Genomic DNA, 16668 nt, shown 5'->3' on the forward strand with positions numbered 1-16668 from the left:
CAACCGGCGCCCGCATCAGGCGCTGGGCATGAAAACACCCGCTAAGGCATTTGCATTAGCGGCTTGAGTTGAGCAGGAATCGCTGGGTCATTACAGATGTGGTCAAGTACAAGGACGAGCGGCGCGCCGCATCGCAGGAAGCGATTCAACAACTCATGGACCAAGCCCAGGAACTGGGTCTTGGATATTAATGGCCGGGTATTTTCGTTATACGGCGGTCTTGGATGCTTGTGTTCTCTATCCAGCGCCGTTACGTGATTTGCTCATCAGCCTTGCCGCTGAGGGGGTGTTTCACGCTCGATGGACCCGTACTCCCCGATCCGGACAATCGTCACGTATTGGCGGCAGCGATCGCCGGCCATGCCGACGCCATCATTACCTATAACCTCAAAGATTTTCCAGAGACGGTGACGAGCGCTTACGGGATTGAGGCGCTCGCGATCAGTCCAAAGGAAGATTTGCCTCTGGATAGAGATTCGGGAACAACATCCCCAGCGCATCAAGCGGAAGACCGAAACGAACAGGGCCATATGGCGTGTCGCTGACCAGCAGTCCGGTCGCCAGCAGCTTTGACAATAGTGACCTGGCGTTGCGCTCGCCCAGCCCGGTCATCTGAGCAAACTCCCCCCGCGTTACCGGGCCAAGGCCGAAAACGTGAATCAGCGGCAGAATGGCCTCTCGCCTCACGCCCTTGTCCTGCGTGGAACGGAAGATGACCAGCGCCTCGATCCGCTGCTTGACCCCGTCCAGGGCCAGCATCTTCGACATATACGTCACCTGGTCCTCGCACACGCCCAGGAAATACTGGACCCAATCCAGCAAGCCCTGAGCGCTGAGGTTGCCCCGGCCGTCCAGATCTCCCCGTCTCGGCGAATCAGCGTTATGCAAGGCGGCGTAATACGCCTCGGTGGAGCGTGCCAATCCCCGGCTTGGTGACCACAAACCTTCCGACAGCCTCCACAGCGCGCAATGGCTCTGCAGCCGCGTGGCCCGGCCATTCCCGTCCAGGAAAGGATGGACCCAGGCCACACGATGATGGACACAGGCAGTGTGAATTAACACCCGCTCCCAACCCCACGCGGCGCCGTACACCTGGTCCAGCCGCTGGAGAAAAGCGGGCAAGGATGCGAAGGTTGGTGGGACATGGCGCCCCACCTGCACATCACGAATGCGGATCTGGCCCGGCGCAATCACTTCCCCATCGTCCAACACGCGATCGTCTGGCGCCAAGCGCTCATACAACGCCCGGTGCGCATCCAGCAGAAAGGCCGAGTGGAGCGCAGCACCATTGCGCGCCAGCGCCTCCAGTTCCTTTTCCGCGTCAATATGCGCCAGCGCGATGCGTTGCAGGCGGGCCTGGCCTGGCTTGTTGGAAAAATCGTTACGCAGCGCTCGCTCGATATTGCGCGGATGGGTGCTCTGCCCTTCTATGCGGTTGCTGTAGAAGGAATTCATCTGGCGCACCAATTCGCGCAGAGTCGCCCTCGTGGTTTCGTGGGCCGCCGCCGACAGCTTTACCGAAGCCGTGACAACGCGCTCGCTAAGCGGGATCACCGTTTCCAGTTGGCGCTCGCTAAGCAAGAGCGGTTCGAGTTGATGGGGTAAATCGTACATTTCTGCCGCTTTATTCGCCAGTTTCGAAAATCTACAACTATCTGATTATACGTATCTTTTTTCAACTGAAAGCAAATTTTTCAGGAATTTTCTGCCGCTTTATCTGCCGCCCTGTTGCGGCTACGGCACACGCAAACCTACCTATTCCTGATTCACTTCTTCCCGTCCGGACTCACGCCTGGCGAGGTGATCTTTTTTGTTTTCATTGCCTTGGCGTTCGCCTTCATCTATGCCGTGTTTATTGGGTATGGCGCTTTTTCAGCACTATGGCTGGCCCACCTCATCACCTTTCTTTTCCGGAGTCCGCGCTACCGGGACAAAAAGCTGGTCGCGCAGCTGTTTGACCCGATCCCGAGCAGCATGCCTTTGTCGTGGCGCAGGTTCAGGTTGACCATCACCCGAGCCGCTTTGGACAAAAAATCATTGGTCCCCAAGTTTGCCCAAGGCTGGACCCTGGGTATTGCATCGGTGCTGGCTTTCACGCTATTCGCCATTCAGGCTTACCTCGGCAACTCCGTACGTTTTGCAGAGTTCGCCTGGACAGGTTTATTCGTCGGAATTATGGTGCTGATGTTGCTTACTGCGGATACGCCCTCAGAATTCTCCGCCAACGCGAAAACAAGAATTGCCGCCATAGCGCTAATTCCGCTGTTGATCATCTTCACTTATCTCGGCCCGATGCCTTTCTTTAGCGTTGTGTTCCGGGGACTGGGCATCCGTGCCGAGAACGTCGCTATCGAGATGCCGGACAGCGAATTAGGCAATATCGAGCGCATTTCCGACCTCATACGCCGTCCCCTGATCGACTGCCGGCGCGCACAGCCAGGCAAGATCCTGGTACACGATGCGGACGTGCTGTGGACCGGCATCGGCGATCAAACCCTCATCCGTCTGCGTGGTTACGAGACGGAAAAGCGCAGCGTGTTCGCTGCGGAAAGAAACAATATCCCGGAAGCCGTCTTTAACCTGGAGACCAAGTCGCTCCACATCATCAAAACCAAACCCTACATCGATCCCTGTTTTGACCTTCCTGACAATCAATTGTTCAACACTGGAAAAGATGAACTCGGCCCTGAGGCGAAACTCCGCCTGAAAGACCTTGCCGATGCCATCGTCCAGCACCGCAAGCCGGTGAAACTCGCTGTGCACGGTCATAGCGTTGCAGGCGACACCGAGAGCCAGGCTTTCGCCAAACGACGCGTTACAGCGGTTGCAGCAACGCTGAAAGAACAAATCGACAACCCCGAACTTGTTGTTTTTTCCGATGGCACCGGCAGTCGGGAGGGGCGAATTGAAGTCAGGGTGAGCTACGGACGTTGAATGAAAATCGGCTGCATGAATATGTAGAAGTATTCCAATCGAACCATACGGTGGCTGGGCTACACTGGGCTCTTCATCACACTCCTACGGAGCCCGCACATGACCCGCAAGACCGCCGCCGATTTTGATCCGGAAGTCCTCAAGCTGTTCGACCAGTACGTGCACGGCCGCATCTCCAGGCGCGACTTCCTGTCGTCGGCCACGCGCTACGCGGTGGGCGGCGTGACGGCGGCCGGCCTGCTCAGCGCGCTGAGCCCGAGCTTCGCCGCGCCGCTGGTCGCGCCGGACGACAAGCGCCTCAACGCCCGCTTCGTCGAGATTCCTTCGCCGGAAGGCAACGGCACGGTGCGCGGCTATCTGGTCTCGCCCAAGGACGCCAAGGGCAAGCTGCCGGTGGTGCTGGTGGTGCACGAGAATCGCGGCCTCAACCCGCACATCGAAGACATCGCGCGCCGGCTCGCGCTCGACGGCTTCATCGCCTTCGCGCCGGACGCGCTGCATACGCTGGGCGGCTATCCCGGCGACGAGGACAACGCGCGCGCGCTGTTCGGCAAGCTGGACCAGGCCAGGACCCGCACCGATTTCGTCGCGGCCGCGCGCTGGCTGCGGCAACAGCCGGATGGCAACGGCAAGCTGGGCGTGGTGGGCTTCTGCTACGGCGGCGGCATCGCCAACTACCTCGCCACGCAACTGCCGGACTTGCTGGCCGCCGTGCCCTACTACGGTTCGCAGCCGAAAGCCGAAGACGTGCCCCGCATCAAGGCCCACCTGCTGATCCACGACGCCGAAAAGGACGAACGCATCCGCGCCGGCTGGCCAGCTTACGAGAAGGCGTTGAAGGATGCGGGAGTGAATTACCAGTACCACGTGTACGCCGGCGTCGAGCACGGCTTCAACAACGACACCACGCCGCGCTACGATGCCGCCGCCGCCAAGCTGGCGTGGCAGCGCACCATCGATTTCTTCCGCGCGCGCCTGGCCTGAGCCCGAGGCGAAAACTACGGCGCCGCCGCGTATTTGCGGGTCAGCGCATCCAGTTCCTGGGCGCCGTGCGTGCCCAGCCAGTTCCAGATGGCTTCGACCTGCTGGCGGTTGCGCTGGTAGTAATCGCGGTTGGCGCCCAGCCACACGTACGACGCGCTGAGCGGCTTGTCCAGCCGCGTCAGCTGCTTGCCATGGTGCTCGTTCAGGTACGGGTCCAGCGCGGACGGCGTCATCACGGCCACGGTAAAGCCATCCACGCGCTTCAGAAGCAGTTTGTCGAAGTTGCTTTCCGAGCTGACGCTGCCGTCGTCCACCTGCAGACCCGCCGTCTTGAGCTGGGACGCGAGCACGGTTCCCTGGTTGGCGGCCAGCATATGGGACTTGAAGTAGCGCTCCGGATCGGTGCCCGGCGCCAGCTTGTCCTCGCTGCGCACGAAGACGATCGCCATGCTGCGCAGCGCGCGCCGCGTGTCGACCTCGCCACCGGCGACGGTGGCCACCACGTAGTCGGCGCGTCGGTCGCCCGGGGTGTAGGCCGGCGCGATGTCGATCTTGCCGCTGGCCAGCGCCATGCGCACCCGCGCCGCCGGCAGACGCACGAACACGACCGGGCAGCCGCCCTTGCCGACGGCCTCGCGGAACAACTCGACCAGCGCGCCCGGCCGCTCAGGCACCGCCGGCCCGTTGCCGACGTAGTACGGCAGACGTTCGCGATCGGAGTACCCCACCCGCACCGGCTTGCAGGCATCGGCGGCATGCGCTCCCACGCTCAGGAACAATAACAGGCTGACCCAGGGTTTCATTTATTTCCTATGAATAAGTCGAGTATAACGCGGCTTACTCATAACGCAACATCAGGCGCTGCCATTCGGGGTCGTCCCTGGCCTTGCGCAGCACGGGCGCCAGTTTGTCATAGACGGCTTGCAGCTCGTGCGGCACCAGGAAGCGGCGCTCGGTCTGCCGCGAGGGCAGCACGTAGACGCGGAAATTGTCGGACGGGTGCTTTTTCTTGTGGTAGCGATAAACCGATTCGGCCAGGGCCACGCTGTCCACCCGGCCAAAGCGCAGCTTCTCCAGATTATGCTCATCGCTCAGGGCGTCGGCGCGGATCGGGCGCTGCTGGCGCAGCCAGTCGGCCAGATCCGGGTAGCTATAGCCCAGCACCATGCCGAGGGTGCGGCCCGACAGCGCGCCCTTCGCGCCCGGCGTGTAAGCGCTGTCGGCCGGCAGCGCCACCACGTAGCGGTCCAGCGCGAAAGGTGCGGTCCACAGGTATTTTTTCTGGCCGGCGTCGTCGAACCAGTGCGGCATCATGCCGATGACGATGCCTTCCAACGCGCCGCTTTCCACTTTCATTTGCAGACGCTTGCGCGGCAGGTAGACCAGCTTGAAACTGAAGTCGCCCAGTTTATGGCGGTTCAGGTAGGCCACCATGTCCGGATAGACGCCGGTGCCATCCGGCAGCACCAGTGGCGCCACCTGGGCGCTGGTGTAGACCGGGATGACTTCCGCTCGCACCGCTCCGCAGAGCAGACCTACACACAGCATTGCCAGAACGACCAGGGATTTTCTCATGATGAAACAGCGCGGAACGGTGAACCATTCTGCGCTGTCAGGGGAACCCGGTCAACCGGTTACGATTTGGCGAAGGCCAGGAAGTCGTTGTTGAACTTGTCCTTGTGGGTGTCGGTCAGGCCGTGCGGCGCGCCTGGGTAGACAATCAGCTTGGCGCCCTTGACGATCTTGGCCGAGGCGATGCCCGAGGCCTTGATCGGCACGATCTGGTCGTCGTCGCCGTGGATGATCAGGGTCGGCTTGTCGAACTTTTTCAGGTCGTCGCGGAAGTCGGTTTCCGAGAACGCCTTGATCGAGTCGTAGGTGTTTTTAAAGCCGCCCTGCATGCCCTGCGAGTACCACGCCTGGATGATGCCTTGCGATGGCTTGGCGCCCGGACGGTTGTAGTTGTAGAACGGGCCCGAGGCGATGTCCAGGTACAGCTGGCCGCGATCCTTGATCTGGCCGGCGCGGATGCCGTCGAACACTTCCAGCGGCAGGCCGTCCGGATTATCGGCGGTTTTCAGCATCAGCGGCGGCACGGCCGAGATCAGGCCCAGCTTGGCGATGCGCTTGGTGCCGTGGCGGCCGACATAACGCGCCACCTCGCCGCCACCGGTCGAGAAGCCGGCCAAGATGATATTTTTCAGGTCCAGCGCCTCGATCAGCTGCGCCAGGTCATCGGCGTAGTGGTCCATGTCGTTGCCGTCCCAAGGCTGGCTCGAGCGGCCATGGCCACGACGGTCGTGGGTGATCACGCGGAAGCCGTTATTGGCCAGGAAGAACGCCGCCGATTCCCAGCTGTCCGAGCTCAGCGGCCAGCCGTGGCTGAGGATCACCGGTTGGCCGTTGCGTGGGCCCCAGTCCTTGTAATAGATCTCGACGCCGTCGCGGGTGGTGATGGTGCTGGCGGTTTTGCCGACCGGGCCGCCCTTGGCGGTGGCGGCTTGCGCTTCGGCGGTGCTCAGCGCGGCCAGCGGCAGGGCCACGGCGGCGGCAGCGGCGCCGGCGGAGTTGAACAGGGCGGAACGGCGGGACAGGCTGACGGCTTGGTCTTGGGTAGCTTTGCTCATGATGGACTCCGATTTAGTTAGTTAGTGATTGAGTAGTGCGCGACATGTGCTCAATATATATCGCGCACTATTTAATAGCAAGCATAATTTGAAAATTTTTTATGGGCCGCCGAGGCGGCCCAGTGTGATTACGACTTGGCGAATGCCAGGAAGTCGTTGTTGAACTTGTCCTTGTGGGTGTCGGTCAGGCCATGCGGCGCGCCCGGGTAGACAATCAGCTTGGCGCCCTTGACGATCTTGGCCGAGGCGATGCCCGAGGCCTTGATCGGCACGATCTGGTCGTCGTCGCCGTGGATGATCAGGGTCGGCTTGTCGAACTTTTTCAGGTCGTCACGGAAGTCGGTTTCCGAGAACGCCTTGATCGAGTCGTAGGTGTTTTTAAAGCCGCCCTGCATGCCCTGCGAATACCACGCCTGGATGATGCCTTGCGATGGCTTGGCGCCCGGACGGTTGTAGTTGTAGAACGGGCCCGAGGCGATGTCCAGGTACAGCTGGCCGCGATCCTTGATCTGGCCGGCGCGGATGCCGTCGAACACTTCCAGCGGCAGGCCGTCCGGATTGTCTGCGGTTTTCAGCATCAGCGGCGGCACGGCCGAGATCAGGCCCAGCTTGGCGATGCGCTTGGTGCCGTGGCGGCCCACATAACGCGCCACCTCGCCGCCACCGGTCGAGAAGCCGGCCAGGATGATGTTTTTCAGGTCCAGCGCCTCGATCAGCTGCGCCAGGTCGTCGGCGTAGTGGTCCATGTCGTTGCCGTCCCAGGGCTGGCTCGAGCGGCCATGGCCGCGACGGTCGTGGGTGATCACGCGGAAGCCGTTATTGGCCAGGAAGAACGCCGCCGATTCCCAGCTGTCCGAGCTCAGCGGCCAGCCGTGGCTCAGGATCACCGGTTGGCCGTTGCGTGGGCCCCAGTCCTTGTAATAGATCTCGACGCCGTCGCGGGTGGTGATGGTGCTGGCGGTTTTGCCGACCGGGCCGCCCTTGGCGGTGGCGGCTTGCGCTTCGGCGGTGCCCAGCGCGGCCAGTGGCAGGGCCACGGCGGCGGCAGCTGCGCCGGCGGAGTTGAACAGGGCGTTGCGGCGGGACAGGTTCACATCGTTGGCGTTCATGATTTTCTTCCTTTTAGTCTATGTATGGATATTCAGTGCTGTGCTACAGTCGTTTCGTTCTGCAGCTGCGATGGAGTGAATCTTAGACCTCGCAAAACATTTGCGGAACAGACAACTCTGCAAGGCCACTTTGCAAAAACGCAGACCCCACCATGGCAACAAGCAACGACTTTGACTGGAACGATATCCCGCTGATCCTCGCGCTCGCCCGCAGCGGCAGCATGAGCGCCACCGGCCGCCAGTTGGGCGTCGACGCCTCCACCATCAGCCGCCGCATCGCCGCCGCCGAGAAGGCGCTCAAGCTGCGCCTGTTCATCCGCGACAACACCGGCTACCAGCTGACCGACGCCGGCCAGGTCTTCGTCGAGCATGGCGAGGCGGTCTACGGCAATGTGCAAAGCATGCTCCAAGCGTCGGCGCAAGAGGCCGACGCCACAGCCGGCCCTGTCAACATCACCTCGATCGATTTCCTGTTCGATTATTGGCTGCTGGACCATGTGCCGGCCCTGCACGCCCAGCACCCGCATCTGCAGTTGACGCTGCAGGCGGAAAACCAGAATCTCTCCTTCACCCGCCGCGAGGCCGACTTCGCCCTGCGCCTTGGCAAGCCGAGTGAGGATGCGGCGCTGGTGATGCGCAAGCTGGGCGACCTCGGCTTCGCCGTCTATGGCCACGCCAGGTTCGCCGGCACGCCGCGCGGCTGCTGGGGCACGCAACCATGGATCGCCTACGACGACACGCTGGCCGGCACCGGCGAGATGCAATGGCTGGCCGCGATGGAGCCGCAGCCGCGCAAGGTGCTCAAGGTGAACAGCCTGAGCACCATGGTGCGCGCCTGCCGCGCCGGCGTCGGCATGGCGCTCCTGCCCTGCATCATGGGCCAGCAGGACGGCTTGCAACGCATTGGCGAGAACGTGGAAGTGCAGCGCGACATCTGGCTGCTCAGCCATCGCGACGCCGGCTCAATCGCCCGCTTTAAAACCGTCTCGAGCTGGCTGTCGCAGGTCTACGCCAGCAGCGAGCAGCAGCTGTGTGGCGCGGTTTTAAACCCCTAAACCGCAGTCTATCCCCCGTTTTTTGCAGTTCGTCACATCCCGGTGGAGTGACGGATAGCCCTTGTCTATAGTTCACTCAACGCAACGAACTATTCACCCACAAGGAGCTCAAAATGAACATCGCAAAAAACATGGAAGCCATCTTCGTCGCCGCCATCGTGGTCGCCAGCGCCACCACCTTCGCCACCGCCGCGGTGAACGAACCGGCCGCACCAGTGATCGCCGCTGTGAAGGCCGACGCCAGCGTGATGCCGACCGTGACGGTCTCCGCAAAACGCCTGACCGCCGCTGAAAAAGCAGCCCTGTAATCCACTCGAACCACACGGAGCGCATGATGAAAAAATTGATGAAGACTGCGATGCTGGCAGCGGTACTGGGCAGTGGCGCACACGCCGCGCTGGCCGCCGATGTGATCAGCGAGAACCGCACCGTCGATGCGCGCGCCGTGAAGATCGAGCTGGACGGCGTGATCAGCCTGAAGGTGAAGCAAGGCGCGACCGCCTCGCTGACCATCTACGGCGAACCGGACGCCATCAAGAAAGTGGTGGTCGAGCAAAGCGGCGAAACGCTGCACATCGGCACCGAGAAAGTGAACACCATCCACTTCGGCAACAAGCGCGAACTGCGCGCCGAGCTGACGCTGCCGAACCTGCGCCAGCTGACCTCGGGCGGCGTGGGAGCGACGGAAGTGAGCGGATTTAACGGCGACAATCTGCGCCTGGCTTTGGACGGCGCCGGCTCCGTCAAGGTCGACGCGCAGTATCGCAACCTCGACGTGCGCCTCGGCGGCGTGGGCGGCATGACCGTCAACGGCGGCAACAGCGACAACGTCGACCTGCATCTGAATGGTGCTGGCCGCATCGAGATGATAGGCCAGACCAAACAGTTACACGCCAGCCTTGGCGGCGTCGGCAGCCTGGATGCGCAGCAGCTGCGCGCGGATGTCATCGACGTCAACATGAGCGGCTTGGGCAGCGCCGCGGTCTACGCCAAGACCAGCGCCAATCTCAAACTCACGGGCATGGGTTCGGCCAAGGTGTACGGCAACCCGGCCACTCGTAACGCCAGCGCGCGCGGCATGGGCAGCATCGCCTGGCAGTAAGGAACGCTCCGGCCTGCGTGGCCGGGCACTGTAAACACATGGGTGTGTTTTTACCGTCCAAGAGGTGATCCCTCTCGGACGGTTTTTTTATTTCAGGTAGCGCGCGTCGTGGCCCAGCACGATGCGCAGGTCGGCGTAGGCGGTCGTGCCGCTCGCGGCCCGCAGCGGCAGTCCGAGGCGGCGGCCCAGCACTTGCGCCATCCGCTGCTGTTCGCGTTGATATTCGATCCGGCTTTGTGGCACCACGAACGGCCGCAGATTGGACAGGCGCACCGTCTTCACGCCATCCACATCGAGCTTGCGCGCCAGCCGCGCGGCCGCGCCGGTGACGCCGTTGCCATTGCTGATCTCCAGCCGCACCAGGTTGGCGGCCGCCGGCTCGTCAGCGGCCGGAATGCGCAGCACCTCCACCAGCGCCGCGTTGACGCGCCGCACCTGCGTGCGCGGCATCGTCTCGGCCACCGCCTGCTTGAGCGTGACGTAGTCCTGCTGCACATCGTGTGTGCGTAGCGACGCCGCCTGCAGATACATGAGCGCCGCTCGCTCACGTTCTCCCTCGACGGCCAATGCCGCCGCCAGCCTTTCCCACTTTTCCGGATCGAGCGGATCGCGCAGGCAGGCCTGCTCCAACGGCGTGATGAGGTCCGCCGCCGGCTCCTCGAATTGCACACTGGCGCATGCCGCCAGCAGCATGCAGCCCGCAACGACAGGCTTTTTCATCCTGGCCTCCTAATGAGTGGCCTGCATCATGCGGTACACCTGTATGCCGGCGGGGCCGATCAGCACCAGCATCAAGGTGGGAAAAATGCAGAAGATCAGCGGGAACAACAGCTTGAGCGCGATCTTGGCCGCCGCCTCCTCGGCCAGCACGCTGCGCTTGCCGCGCAGATTTTCGGAATGCACGCGCAGCGAATCGCCCATGCTGGTGCCGAAACGCTCCGATTGAATCAGCATCGCCACCAGCGTATCGACATCCTCCACGCCGCTGCGCAAGGCCAGGTTGCGCAAGGCGCGCTCCTTGGTGAAGCCGGCGCGCATCTCCATCAGCGCCAGTTGCAGCTCCTGCGCCAGCGCCATGCTCTTGATATGGATCTCGCCGGCCACCTTGGCCAGCGCGCGCTCCAGGCTCAGGCCTGCCTCCACGCATACCGTCAGCAGGTCCAGCGCGTCGGGAAAATTTTCAAAGATCTCGCGGCAGCGCGCGGCGGCTTTGTGCGCCAGCACCGCGTTCGGCAGGTAGTAGCCGATGGCCGCCACCAGCAACAGCAAATACATGAAACCCTTCTGCGGACCATTCAGCGTAAACGCGCCGCCCAGCGCCACAAGGGCGGGCAGGCCAAGCGCCAACAGTGTCTTGGCGGCGAAGTACAGCGACGGCGCCGAGGCGCTGCGCCAGCCGGCATTCATGAAGCGGGTGCGCAACGGCGACCTTTCCCAGCCCTCTTCCGGCAGCGACAAGCGCGAAAATGGCTGCGCCGCCTGCGCCACCTTTTCCACCCAGCCGGCGCCGGCCGGATCGGGCGCGGTCTCGGTGGGCTCCACCACCTCGTTCAGGCGCTCGCGCAAGGCGACCGGCGCGAATACCAACAAGGCCGCCACCGCCATGCCGGCGGCCACCAGGAACACCACGGCCAGGAATATGATCTGCGAACCGTTCATGGCTCCTCCATCAGATACGGATGCGTATCAGCTTGCGCATCCACAGCACACCGCCCATCGCCATCGCCACGGCGTACCACATCAGCCGCACGCCGATCGGATCGGTCCACAGCACGCGCACATAGGTGGGATTGGTCACCATCATCAGCGCGATCACGCCCAGCGGCAGCAAGCCCAGCACCCATGCCGACATGCGGCCCTCGGCCGACATCACCCTCACCTGCGCCAGCAATTTCAGGCGCGCGCGGATCAAACGGCTGATATTGCTGAACACCTCGGCCAGGTTGCCGCCCGATTCGCGCTGTATCAGCACCGCGATGACCAGATAGCGCAAGTCCGTCAGTGGCACGCGCAGCGCCAGGTTGTGCAAGGCTTCGTTCATCGGCACGCCATAGTTGATCTCCTCGTAGGCGAACTTGAATTCACCGGCGATGGGATCGGGCATTTCCTCGCCCACCATCTGCATCACGTTGGCGAAGGAATGGCCGGCACGCAGCGCGCGGCCGAGAAAGTCGGCCGCCTCCGGCAGCTGCTCCTCCAGTTTGCGCAGCCGCGCGGAACGCGTGCGCATCAACACCAGCCACGGCGCCGCCAGCGCCAGCGCCAGCACACCTATCGCCGGCGCCGCCGGCATGTGCAGCATCCGCGGCGCCAGCAGGCCAAGCACCCCCGCCCCCAGCGAACAAGCGATGAATTGCGCGACCGACCAGCGCACGCCGGCCTGCAGCAGCAACCGGTCCAGCAGATTGAGCTGGACCACGCGGCGCAGCAGTTTTTCCAGCGCCGGATAGCTGCTGTAGGTGCGGCGCTTGAGGATGTCGACCCGTTCGCTGCCGCCATCGCCGCTGGCCGCCATCAGGCGCAGGCGCTTGGAGATGCGGCGCGCGGCGCCGCCATGCGCGCCGGACCACCACAGCCACGCGCCCTCGATCATCAGGATCACCGCCGCGAACAGCAGCACGGCAAAAGCGGAAAAGATCGCGTCCATGGCGCTTACTCGTAGATCTTGTCCGGATCGAACACCGCGTCCGGCACGGCCACGCCAAACATCCGCAAGCGGTCGGCGAAGCGCGGCCGCACGCCGGTGGCGTAAAAGCGCCCCTGTACCTTGCCCAGCGCATCCACACCCTTCTGCTCGAAACGGAAAATCTCGTGCATGGCGATCACCTCGCCCTCCATGCCGGTGACTTCCTGCAGGCTGACCAGCTTGCGCGTGCCGTCCGTCAGCCGCGAGACCTGCATCACCACCGTGACGGCGGAACAGATCTGCTGGCGCGTGGCGCGCGGCGTCAGGTTCACCCCGGCCATGCCGACCATGTTTTCCAGCCGCGCCAACGCGTCGCGCGGCGTGTTGGAGTGGATGGTGGCCAGCGAGCCCTCGTGACCGGTGTTCATCGCCTGCAGCATGTCCAGCGCCTCCGGGCCGCGCACCTCGCCGAGGATGATGCGGTCGGGCCGCATCCGCAAGGCGTTGCGCACCAGCGAGCGCTGATTGACTTCGCCCTTGCCCTCGATATTGGGCGGCCGCGTCTCCAGCCGCACCACGTGCGGCTGGCGCAGCGCCAGCTCGGCCGCATCCTCGATCGTGACGATGCGCTCGTGCGCGGGAATGAAGCCCGACAGCACATTGAGCATGGTGGTCTTGCCCGAGCCGGTGCCGCCGGAGATCAGGATGTTGATCTTGGCCTGCCCCAGCGCCTTCAACACCTCCACCATGGGCGGCGTCAGGCTGCGGTAGTCCAGCAGGTTCTCGATGCTGAGCGGGTTCACCGCGAAGCGCCGTATCGACAGGATGGGACCGTCGATCGCCAGCGGCGGAATAATCGCGTTCACGCGCGAGCCGTCCGGCAGGCGCGCATCCACCATGGGGCTGGATTCATCCACGCGCCGGCCCACGCGCGAGACGATCTTCTCGATGATCTTCATCAGGTGGGCGTTGTCATTGAAGGTGGTCTCGGTCAATTCCAGCTTGCCGGCGCGTTCGACGTAGACCTTGGCGGCGGTGTTGACCAGGATGTCCGACACGCCGGGGTCGGCCAGCAGCGGCTCCAGCGGGCCGAAACCCAGCATCTCGTGCTGGATATCCAGCACCAGGTTATGCCGTTCGTGCTGATTGAGCACGATGCGTTCTTCCTCGATGATGCGCTGGACCAGCAGCGCCAGCTCGTGCTTGAACTGCTCGGGCGTGAGGCGCTTCAGGCGTTCGAGGTCGATGCGGTCCAGGATGGTCTGGTGCATGGACTTCTTCAGTTCCTGATAGGCCGCCGCGGCAAGGCCGGGCAAGCCGTTGTTGCCGCGGGCATCGTCCGCACTGGACAGGCGTTCACGTAAGCTCATTTCATCCTCCATCGTTGCGGCCGAAGATGCGGTCGAATAGTCCCTTGCTTTCCGAGACGCGGCGCGCCGCCACCAGCTCCACCAGCTCCGCCAGGCTGCGCGCCACCGCGCTGCTGCGCGACAGCTGCAGCACCGGTATGCCCTGGTTGACGGAATCGGTGGCGGACAGGTAATCGTTGGGCACCGTGTGCACCACGTCCGCGCCCAGCGCCTGCTCCAGGTCCATCAAGCGCAGCCGGCCGCCCTTCTCGTAGCGGTTGACGATCAGGCGCGTGCGCTCGTTCGGATAGCCGAGCGAGCGGAAGATGTCCAGCAGGCGGCGGCCGTCGCGGATATCGGGCAGCGCCAGTTGCAGCACCGGGTAGATGGTGTCCGCCTGGTCCAGCGCGCGCAGCGAGATGGCGTCGATCTGGCGGCCCACGTCCAGCACCACGAAGTCATAATGCTGGCGCGCCACGCGCAGGATGGTGTCCATGTGCTCGGGCTTCATGTCCACCGTGCGATTGGGATCGTCGGCCGCCGCCAGCACGCCGAAATTGGACGCCACGTGCACCAGGCAGGAATCGAGGAAGGCGCCGTCCATGCGGCTGATCTGCGCGCAAATGTCGGACAGCGTCATCGCTGGCTTCTGGTCGGACACGTACAGCGTGGCGTCGCCGAACTGGGCGTGCAGGTCGATCAGCAGCACCTTGCGGTCCGCCAGCGCGGCCAGCGCGTAGCCGAAGTTGGTGGACAAGAAGGTCGCGCCGCTGCCGCCCTTGCAGGAGATGAAGGCCAGCACCTTGCCCTCGCGGACAGGCGTCAGGCCGGCCGCCACCTCGATGCGGTCCATGGCCTCGTGGAAGGCGCGGTGCACCAGCGGCAGCGGCAGCACCTCGCGCATGCCGGCGCGCATGGCGCGGATCAGCAGGTCCTGCTGCGGATCGCGCGTCAGCAGCATGAACGAGGCCGAGGGATATTGCTTGCCCAGGCGGTCCACCAACTCGCCCTCCTCGACGGCGATGTCGCTGGCGTCCAGCACCACCAGCTCCGGTGTTTCAGGCAGTTGGCGCTCCACCGCGTCGCGCAGGCCGTTGCGGGACGCCACCAGCTGCAGCGCCGGCATGCGCGCCGAGCCCTGCGCCGCGACCTCCGCGTGCAGCAGGCTGTCCTTGCTGATCATGAGCGCCTTCATTTGGCACCGCTGTTCAGCAAGGGCGAGGGCTGCTCGCCGCCGTTCTTCTGATAGCGCTCGTAGGCGGCGCGGCCGCCGCGGCCGTCCATCCCGGCCACCGGGTCGGTGTTGCGCGCCGCCTCCGGGTGCAGGATCTGCCGCGCCAGCGCCATGCGCGTATCGATGCCAAAGCGGGCGTCCCACCGCGGTGTGGTCTGGACCAGGAGGTCGGCGCAGGCGGACAGCGTGCCTGCCGCCAGCAGGGGCAAGAGATATCGCATAGAGGTTCCTAGGTTATTTGCCCGGTTCCGGCTCGCCTTCCATGCGGCCGCCGAGGAATAGCCTGGCGCGGCTTGGCGCGGTGACGCTGTCGGTCGGGAGCTTGTAATTGGCCGGTAACGGTCGCACCAGGTGGGGTGTCACGACAAACAGCAGCTCGGTGCGGTCCTGCTGAAAGTCGGTACTGCGAAACAGCGCGCCCAGCACCGGCAGCTCGCCAAGGATGGGCAGGCCGTTGATGTTGGCGCTGTGGCTGTTCTTGATCAGGCCGCCGATGGCGAAACTCTGGCCATCGTACAGCTCCACCGTGGTGGAGGCGCGGCGCGTGGTGATCAGCGGCAGCACGGAAGACCCGGAATAACCGGACGCCGAGATGCCGATGCCTTCGCGCGATATCTCGGACACCTCCGGCGCCACGCGCAGGTTGATGCGGCCGCCCGCCAGCACGGTCGGCGTGAAGCGCAGGCCGACGCCGAATTCCTTTTCCTCCAGCGTGACCTTGTTGTTGTCCTGCGCCACCGGCACAAAGATGCGGCCGCCGGCGAGGAAGCTGCCCTCCTGCCCGCTGATCGCCATCACGGTCGGTTCGGCCAGCATGCGCACCAGGCCATCGTGCTTGTCGGCGGCGACGCGGGCGCGGTTGCCGACGCTGAGCAGTCCTTTCAGCGTGCCGCTGACGAAGTTGGACGACAACGTGCTGGCCCAGCTGCCGCCGCCGAAATCGAAGGTCACGCCGGCCTCCAGTTTGTCGAGCAGGGATTTGGAGACTTCGGCGATTTTCACCTCCAGCATCACCTGCTGCGGCGCGCCGATGTTGAGGAAGTTGACCACGCGGGCGCTGGCCTGCGTTGCCTGCGCCGCTTGCCCGCCCAACCCACCCTGCGGCGCGACGGCGGCGGCGGCCTTGCCGCTGGCGTCCAGCGGCTGCGCGGGCCGGCGCACGAAGGCGGTGGCCAGTTCCAGCACGCGCGCGGCCGTGGGCGCGTCGTCGACGGTGCCGCTGAGGACCAGCGTATCGCCGGCCGCGCTGACCTGGATGTCTTTCTGTTCGGGCATGAGGGCGGCCAAGGCCTGCCGCAAGGCGGCGGGATCGATGCCCACCACCACCTCCACCACGTTGCACAAGCCGCTGCGGCCTTGCACGATCATGTTGCTGCTGCCGATGTCGACGCCGACCACATACAGGGTGTCGGGCGCCACCAGCATGGCCTGCAGCACGGCGGGATTGCCGACGCTGCGCGCCTGCACCGCCTCCGGCATGCGCATCAGGGTGGATTTCCCGAGTTGCAGCTGCAGGCCACCGGGCTGCGCGGCCTGGCCGGTGCAGCGCAAGCCCTCACCCGGCGCCTGCGGCGGAGCGGCCGGCGCGGCGCTCGCCAGCGCCGCCATGAACATCAGCGCCCACGCCGTCGCCAGCCGCCGCGCGTGG

Annotated in this window: 17 protein-coding genes; 5 read left to right on the forward strand and 12 right to left on the reverse strand. The window is 64.2% G+C overall.

The genetic code is table 11. The features are described 5' to 3' along the window. Positions 1 to 441 precede the first annotated feature (441 nt). Positions 442 to 1614, reverse strand: a complete 1173-nt coding sequence (locus tag FHW83_RS12080; protein ID WP_176646615.1) for a Fic family protein — start codon at positions 1612 to 1614, stop codon at positions 442 to 444. Between the two features lie 186 nt (positions 1615 to 1800). On the opposite strand from FHW83_RS12080, the gene FHW83_RS12085 reads away from it, so the two are divergent. Together FHW83_RS12085 and FHW83_RS12090 are read left to right on the forward strand one after the other, a co-directional pair. Next, positions 1801 to 2934, forward strand: a complete 1134-nt coding sequence (locus tag FHW83_RS12085; protein WP_176646616.1) for a hypothetical protein — start codon at positions 1801 to 1803, stop codon at positions 2932 to 2934. Between the two features lie 99 nt (positions 2935 to 3033). Beyond that, positions 3034 to 3918 (forward strand): dienelactone hydrolase family protein, encoded by an 885-nt coding sequence (locus FHW83_RS12090; protein WP_176646617.1) that lies wholly within the window; start codon positions 3034 to 3036, stop codon positions 3916 to 3918. Between the two features lie 14 nt (positions 3919 to 3932). On the opposite strand, the gene FHW83_RS12095 is transcribed toward FHW83_RS12090, so the two are convergent. The 4 genes from FHW83_RS12095 to FHW83_RS12110 form a co-directional block, all read right to left on the reverse strand. Continuing rightward, complete coding sequence (locus tag FHW83_RS12095; RefSeq protein WP_176646618.1) at positions 3933 to 4721, reverse strand: hypothetical protein; 789 nt, start codon at positions 4719 to 4721, stop codon at positions 3933 to 3935. Between the two features lie 34 nt (positions 4722 to 4755). Beyond that, positions 4756 to 5436: a substrate-binding periplasmic protein gene (locus tag FHW83_RS12100; RefSeq protein WP_373997201.1), complete on the reverse strand. Its 681-nt coding sequence runs from the start codon at positions 5434 to 5436 to the stop codon at positions 4756 to 4758. A 116-nt stretch (positions 5437 to 5552) separates the two neighbouring features. Next, positions 5553 to 6545, reverse strand: coding sequence for an alpha/beta fold hydrolase (locus tag FHW83_RS12105; RefSeq protein ID WP_176646620.1), 993 nt, complete (start codon positions 6543 to 6545; stop codon positions 5553 to 5555). Between the two features lie 128 nt (positions 6546 to 6673). Next, a complete protein-coding gene (locus FHW83_RS12110) occupies positions 6674 to 7654 on the reverse strand; it encodes an alpha/beta fold hydrolase (RefSeq protein WP_176646621.1) in 981 nt (326 codons plus the stop codon). 152 nt (positions 7655 to 7806) lie between these two features. Here FHW83_RS12110 and FHW83_RS12115 point away from each other — a divergent pair, with 152 nt between their 5' ends. From FHW83_RS12115 to FHW83_RS12125, 3 genes are all read left to right on the forward strand, one after another. Next, the gene (locus tag FHW83_RS12115; protein WP_176646622.1) at positions 7807 to 8709 is read left to right on the forward strand and encodes a LysR family transcriptional regulator; all 903 of its coding nucleotides are present in this window, start codon (positions 7807 to 7809) and stop codon (positions 8707 to 8709) included. Between the two features lie 113 nt (positions 8710 to 8822). After that, on the forward strand, positions 8823 to 9017 hold the full coding sequence (locus tag FHW83_RS12120) for a hypothetical protein (RefSeq protein ID WP_176646623.1): 195 nt from the start codon (positions 8823 to 8825) through the stop codon (positions 9015 to 9017). A gap of 23 nt (positions 9018 to 9040) precedes the next feature. After that, positions 9041 to 9811: a head GIN domain-containing protein gene (locus FHW83_RS12125; RefSeq protein ID WP_229224150.1), complete on the forward strand. Its 771-nt coding sequence runs from the start codon at positions 9041 to 9043 to the stop codon at positions 9809 to 9811. A gap of 87 nt (positions 9812 to 9898) precedes the next feature. Here FHW83_RS12125 and FHW83_RS12130 read toward each other — a convergent pair whose 3' ends face one another. Genes FHW83_RS12130 through FHW83_RS12160 form a run of 7 tightly spaced genes read right to left on the reverse strand, consistent with a single transcriptional unit; the run spans position 9899 to position 16634 of the window. Then, the gene (locus FHW83_RS12130) at positions 9899 to 10531 is read right to left on the reverse strand and encodes a LytR C-terminal domain-containing protein (protein WP_176646624.1); all 633 of its coding nucleotides are present in this window, start codon (positions 10529 to 10531) and stop codon (positions 9899 to 9901) included. 9 nt (positions 10532 to 10540) lie between these two features. Beyond that, on the reverse strand, positions 10541 to 11470 hold the full coding sequence (locus FHW83_RS12135; protein WP_176646625.1) for a type II secretion system F family protein: 930 nt from the start codon (positions 11468 to 11470) through the stop codon (positions 10541 to 10543). Between the two features lie 10 nt (positions 11471 to 11480). Continuing rightward, positions 11481 to 12458 (reverse strand): type II secretion system F family protein, encoded by a 978-nt coding sequence (locus FHW83_RS12140; RefSeq protein ID WP_176646626.1) that lies wholly within the window; start codon positions 12456 to 12458, stop codon positions 11481 to 11483. Positions 12459 to 12463: 5 nt separating this feature from the next. After that, positions 12464 to 13807, reverse strand: a complete 1344-nt coding sequence (locus FHW83_RS12145; protein ID WP_176646627.1) for a CpaF family protein — start codon at positions 13805 to 13807, stop codon at positions 12464 to 12466. Position 13808: 1 nt separating this feature from the next. Next, positions 13809 to 14981: an AAA family ATPase gene (locus tag FHW83_RS12150; protein ID WP_176646628.1), complete on the reverse strand. Its 1173-nt coding sequence runs from the start codon at positions 14979 to 14981 to the stop codon at positions 13809 to 13811. Further along, complete coding sequence (locus FHW83_RS12155; RefSeq protein ID WP_176646629.1) at positions 14978 to 15241, reverse strand: hypothetical protein; 264 nt, start codon at positions 15239 to 15241, stop codon at positions 14978 to 14980. Before FHW83_RS12155 ends, FHW83_RS12150 begins: the two co-directional genes overlap by 4 nt. A gap of 13 nt (positions 15242 to 15254) precedes the next feature. Further along, on the reverse strand, positions 15255 to 16634 hold the full coding sequence (locus FHW83_RS12160) for a type II and III secretion system protein family protein (RefSeq protein ID WP_176647013.1): 1380 nt from the start codon (positions 16632 to 16634) through the stop codon (positions 15255 to 15257). Between the last annotated feature and the right edge of the window lie 34 nt (positions 16635 to 16668).

Origin of the sequence: Duganella sp. SG902 (assembly GCF_013376005.1) — a bacterium.
GTDB lineage: Bacteria > Pseudomonadota > Gammaproteobacteria > Burkholderiales > Burkholderiaceae_D > Rugamonas.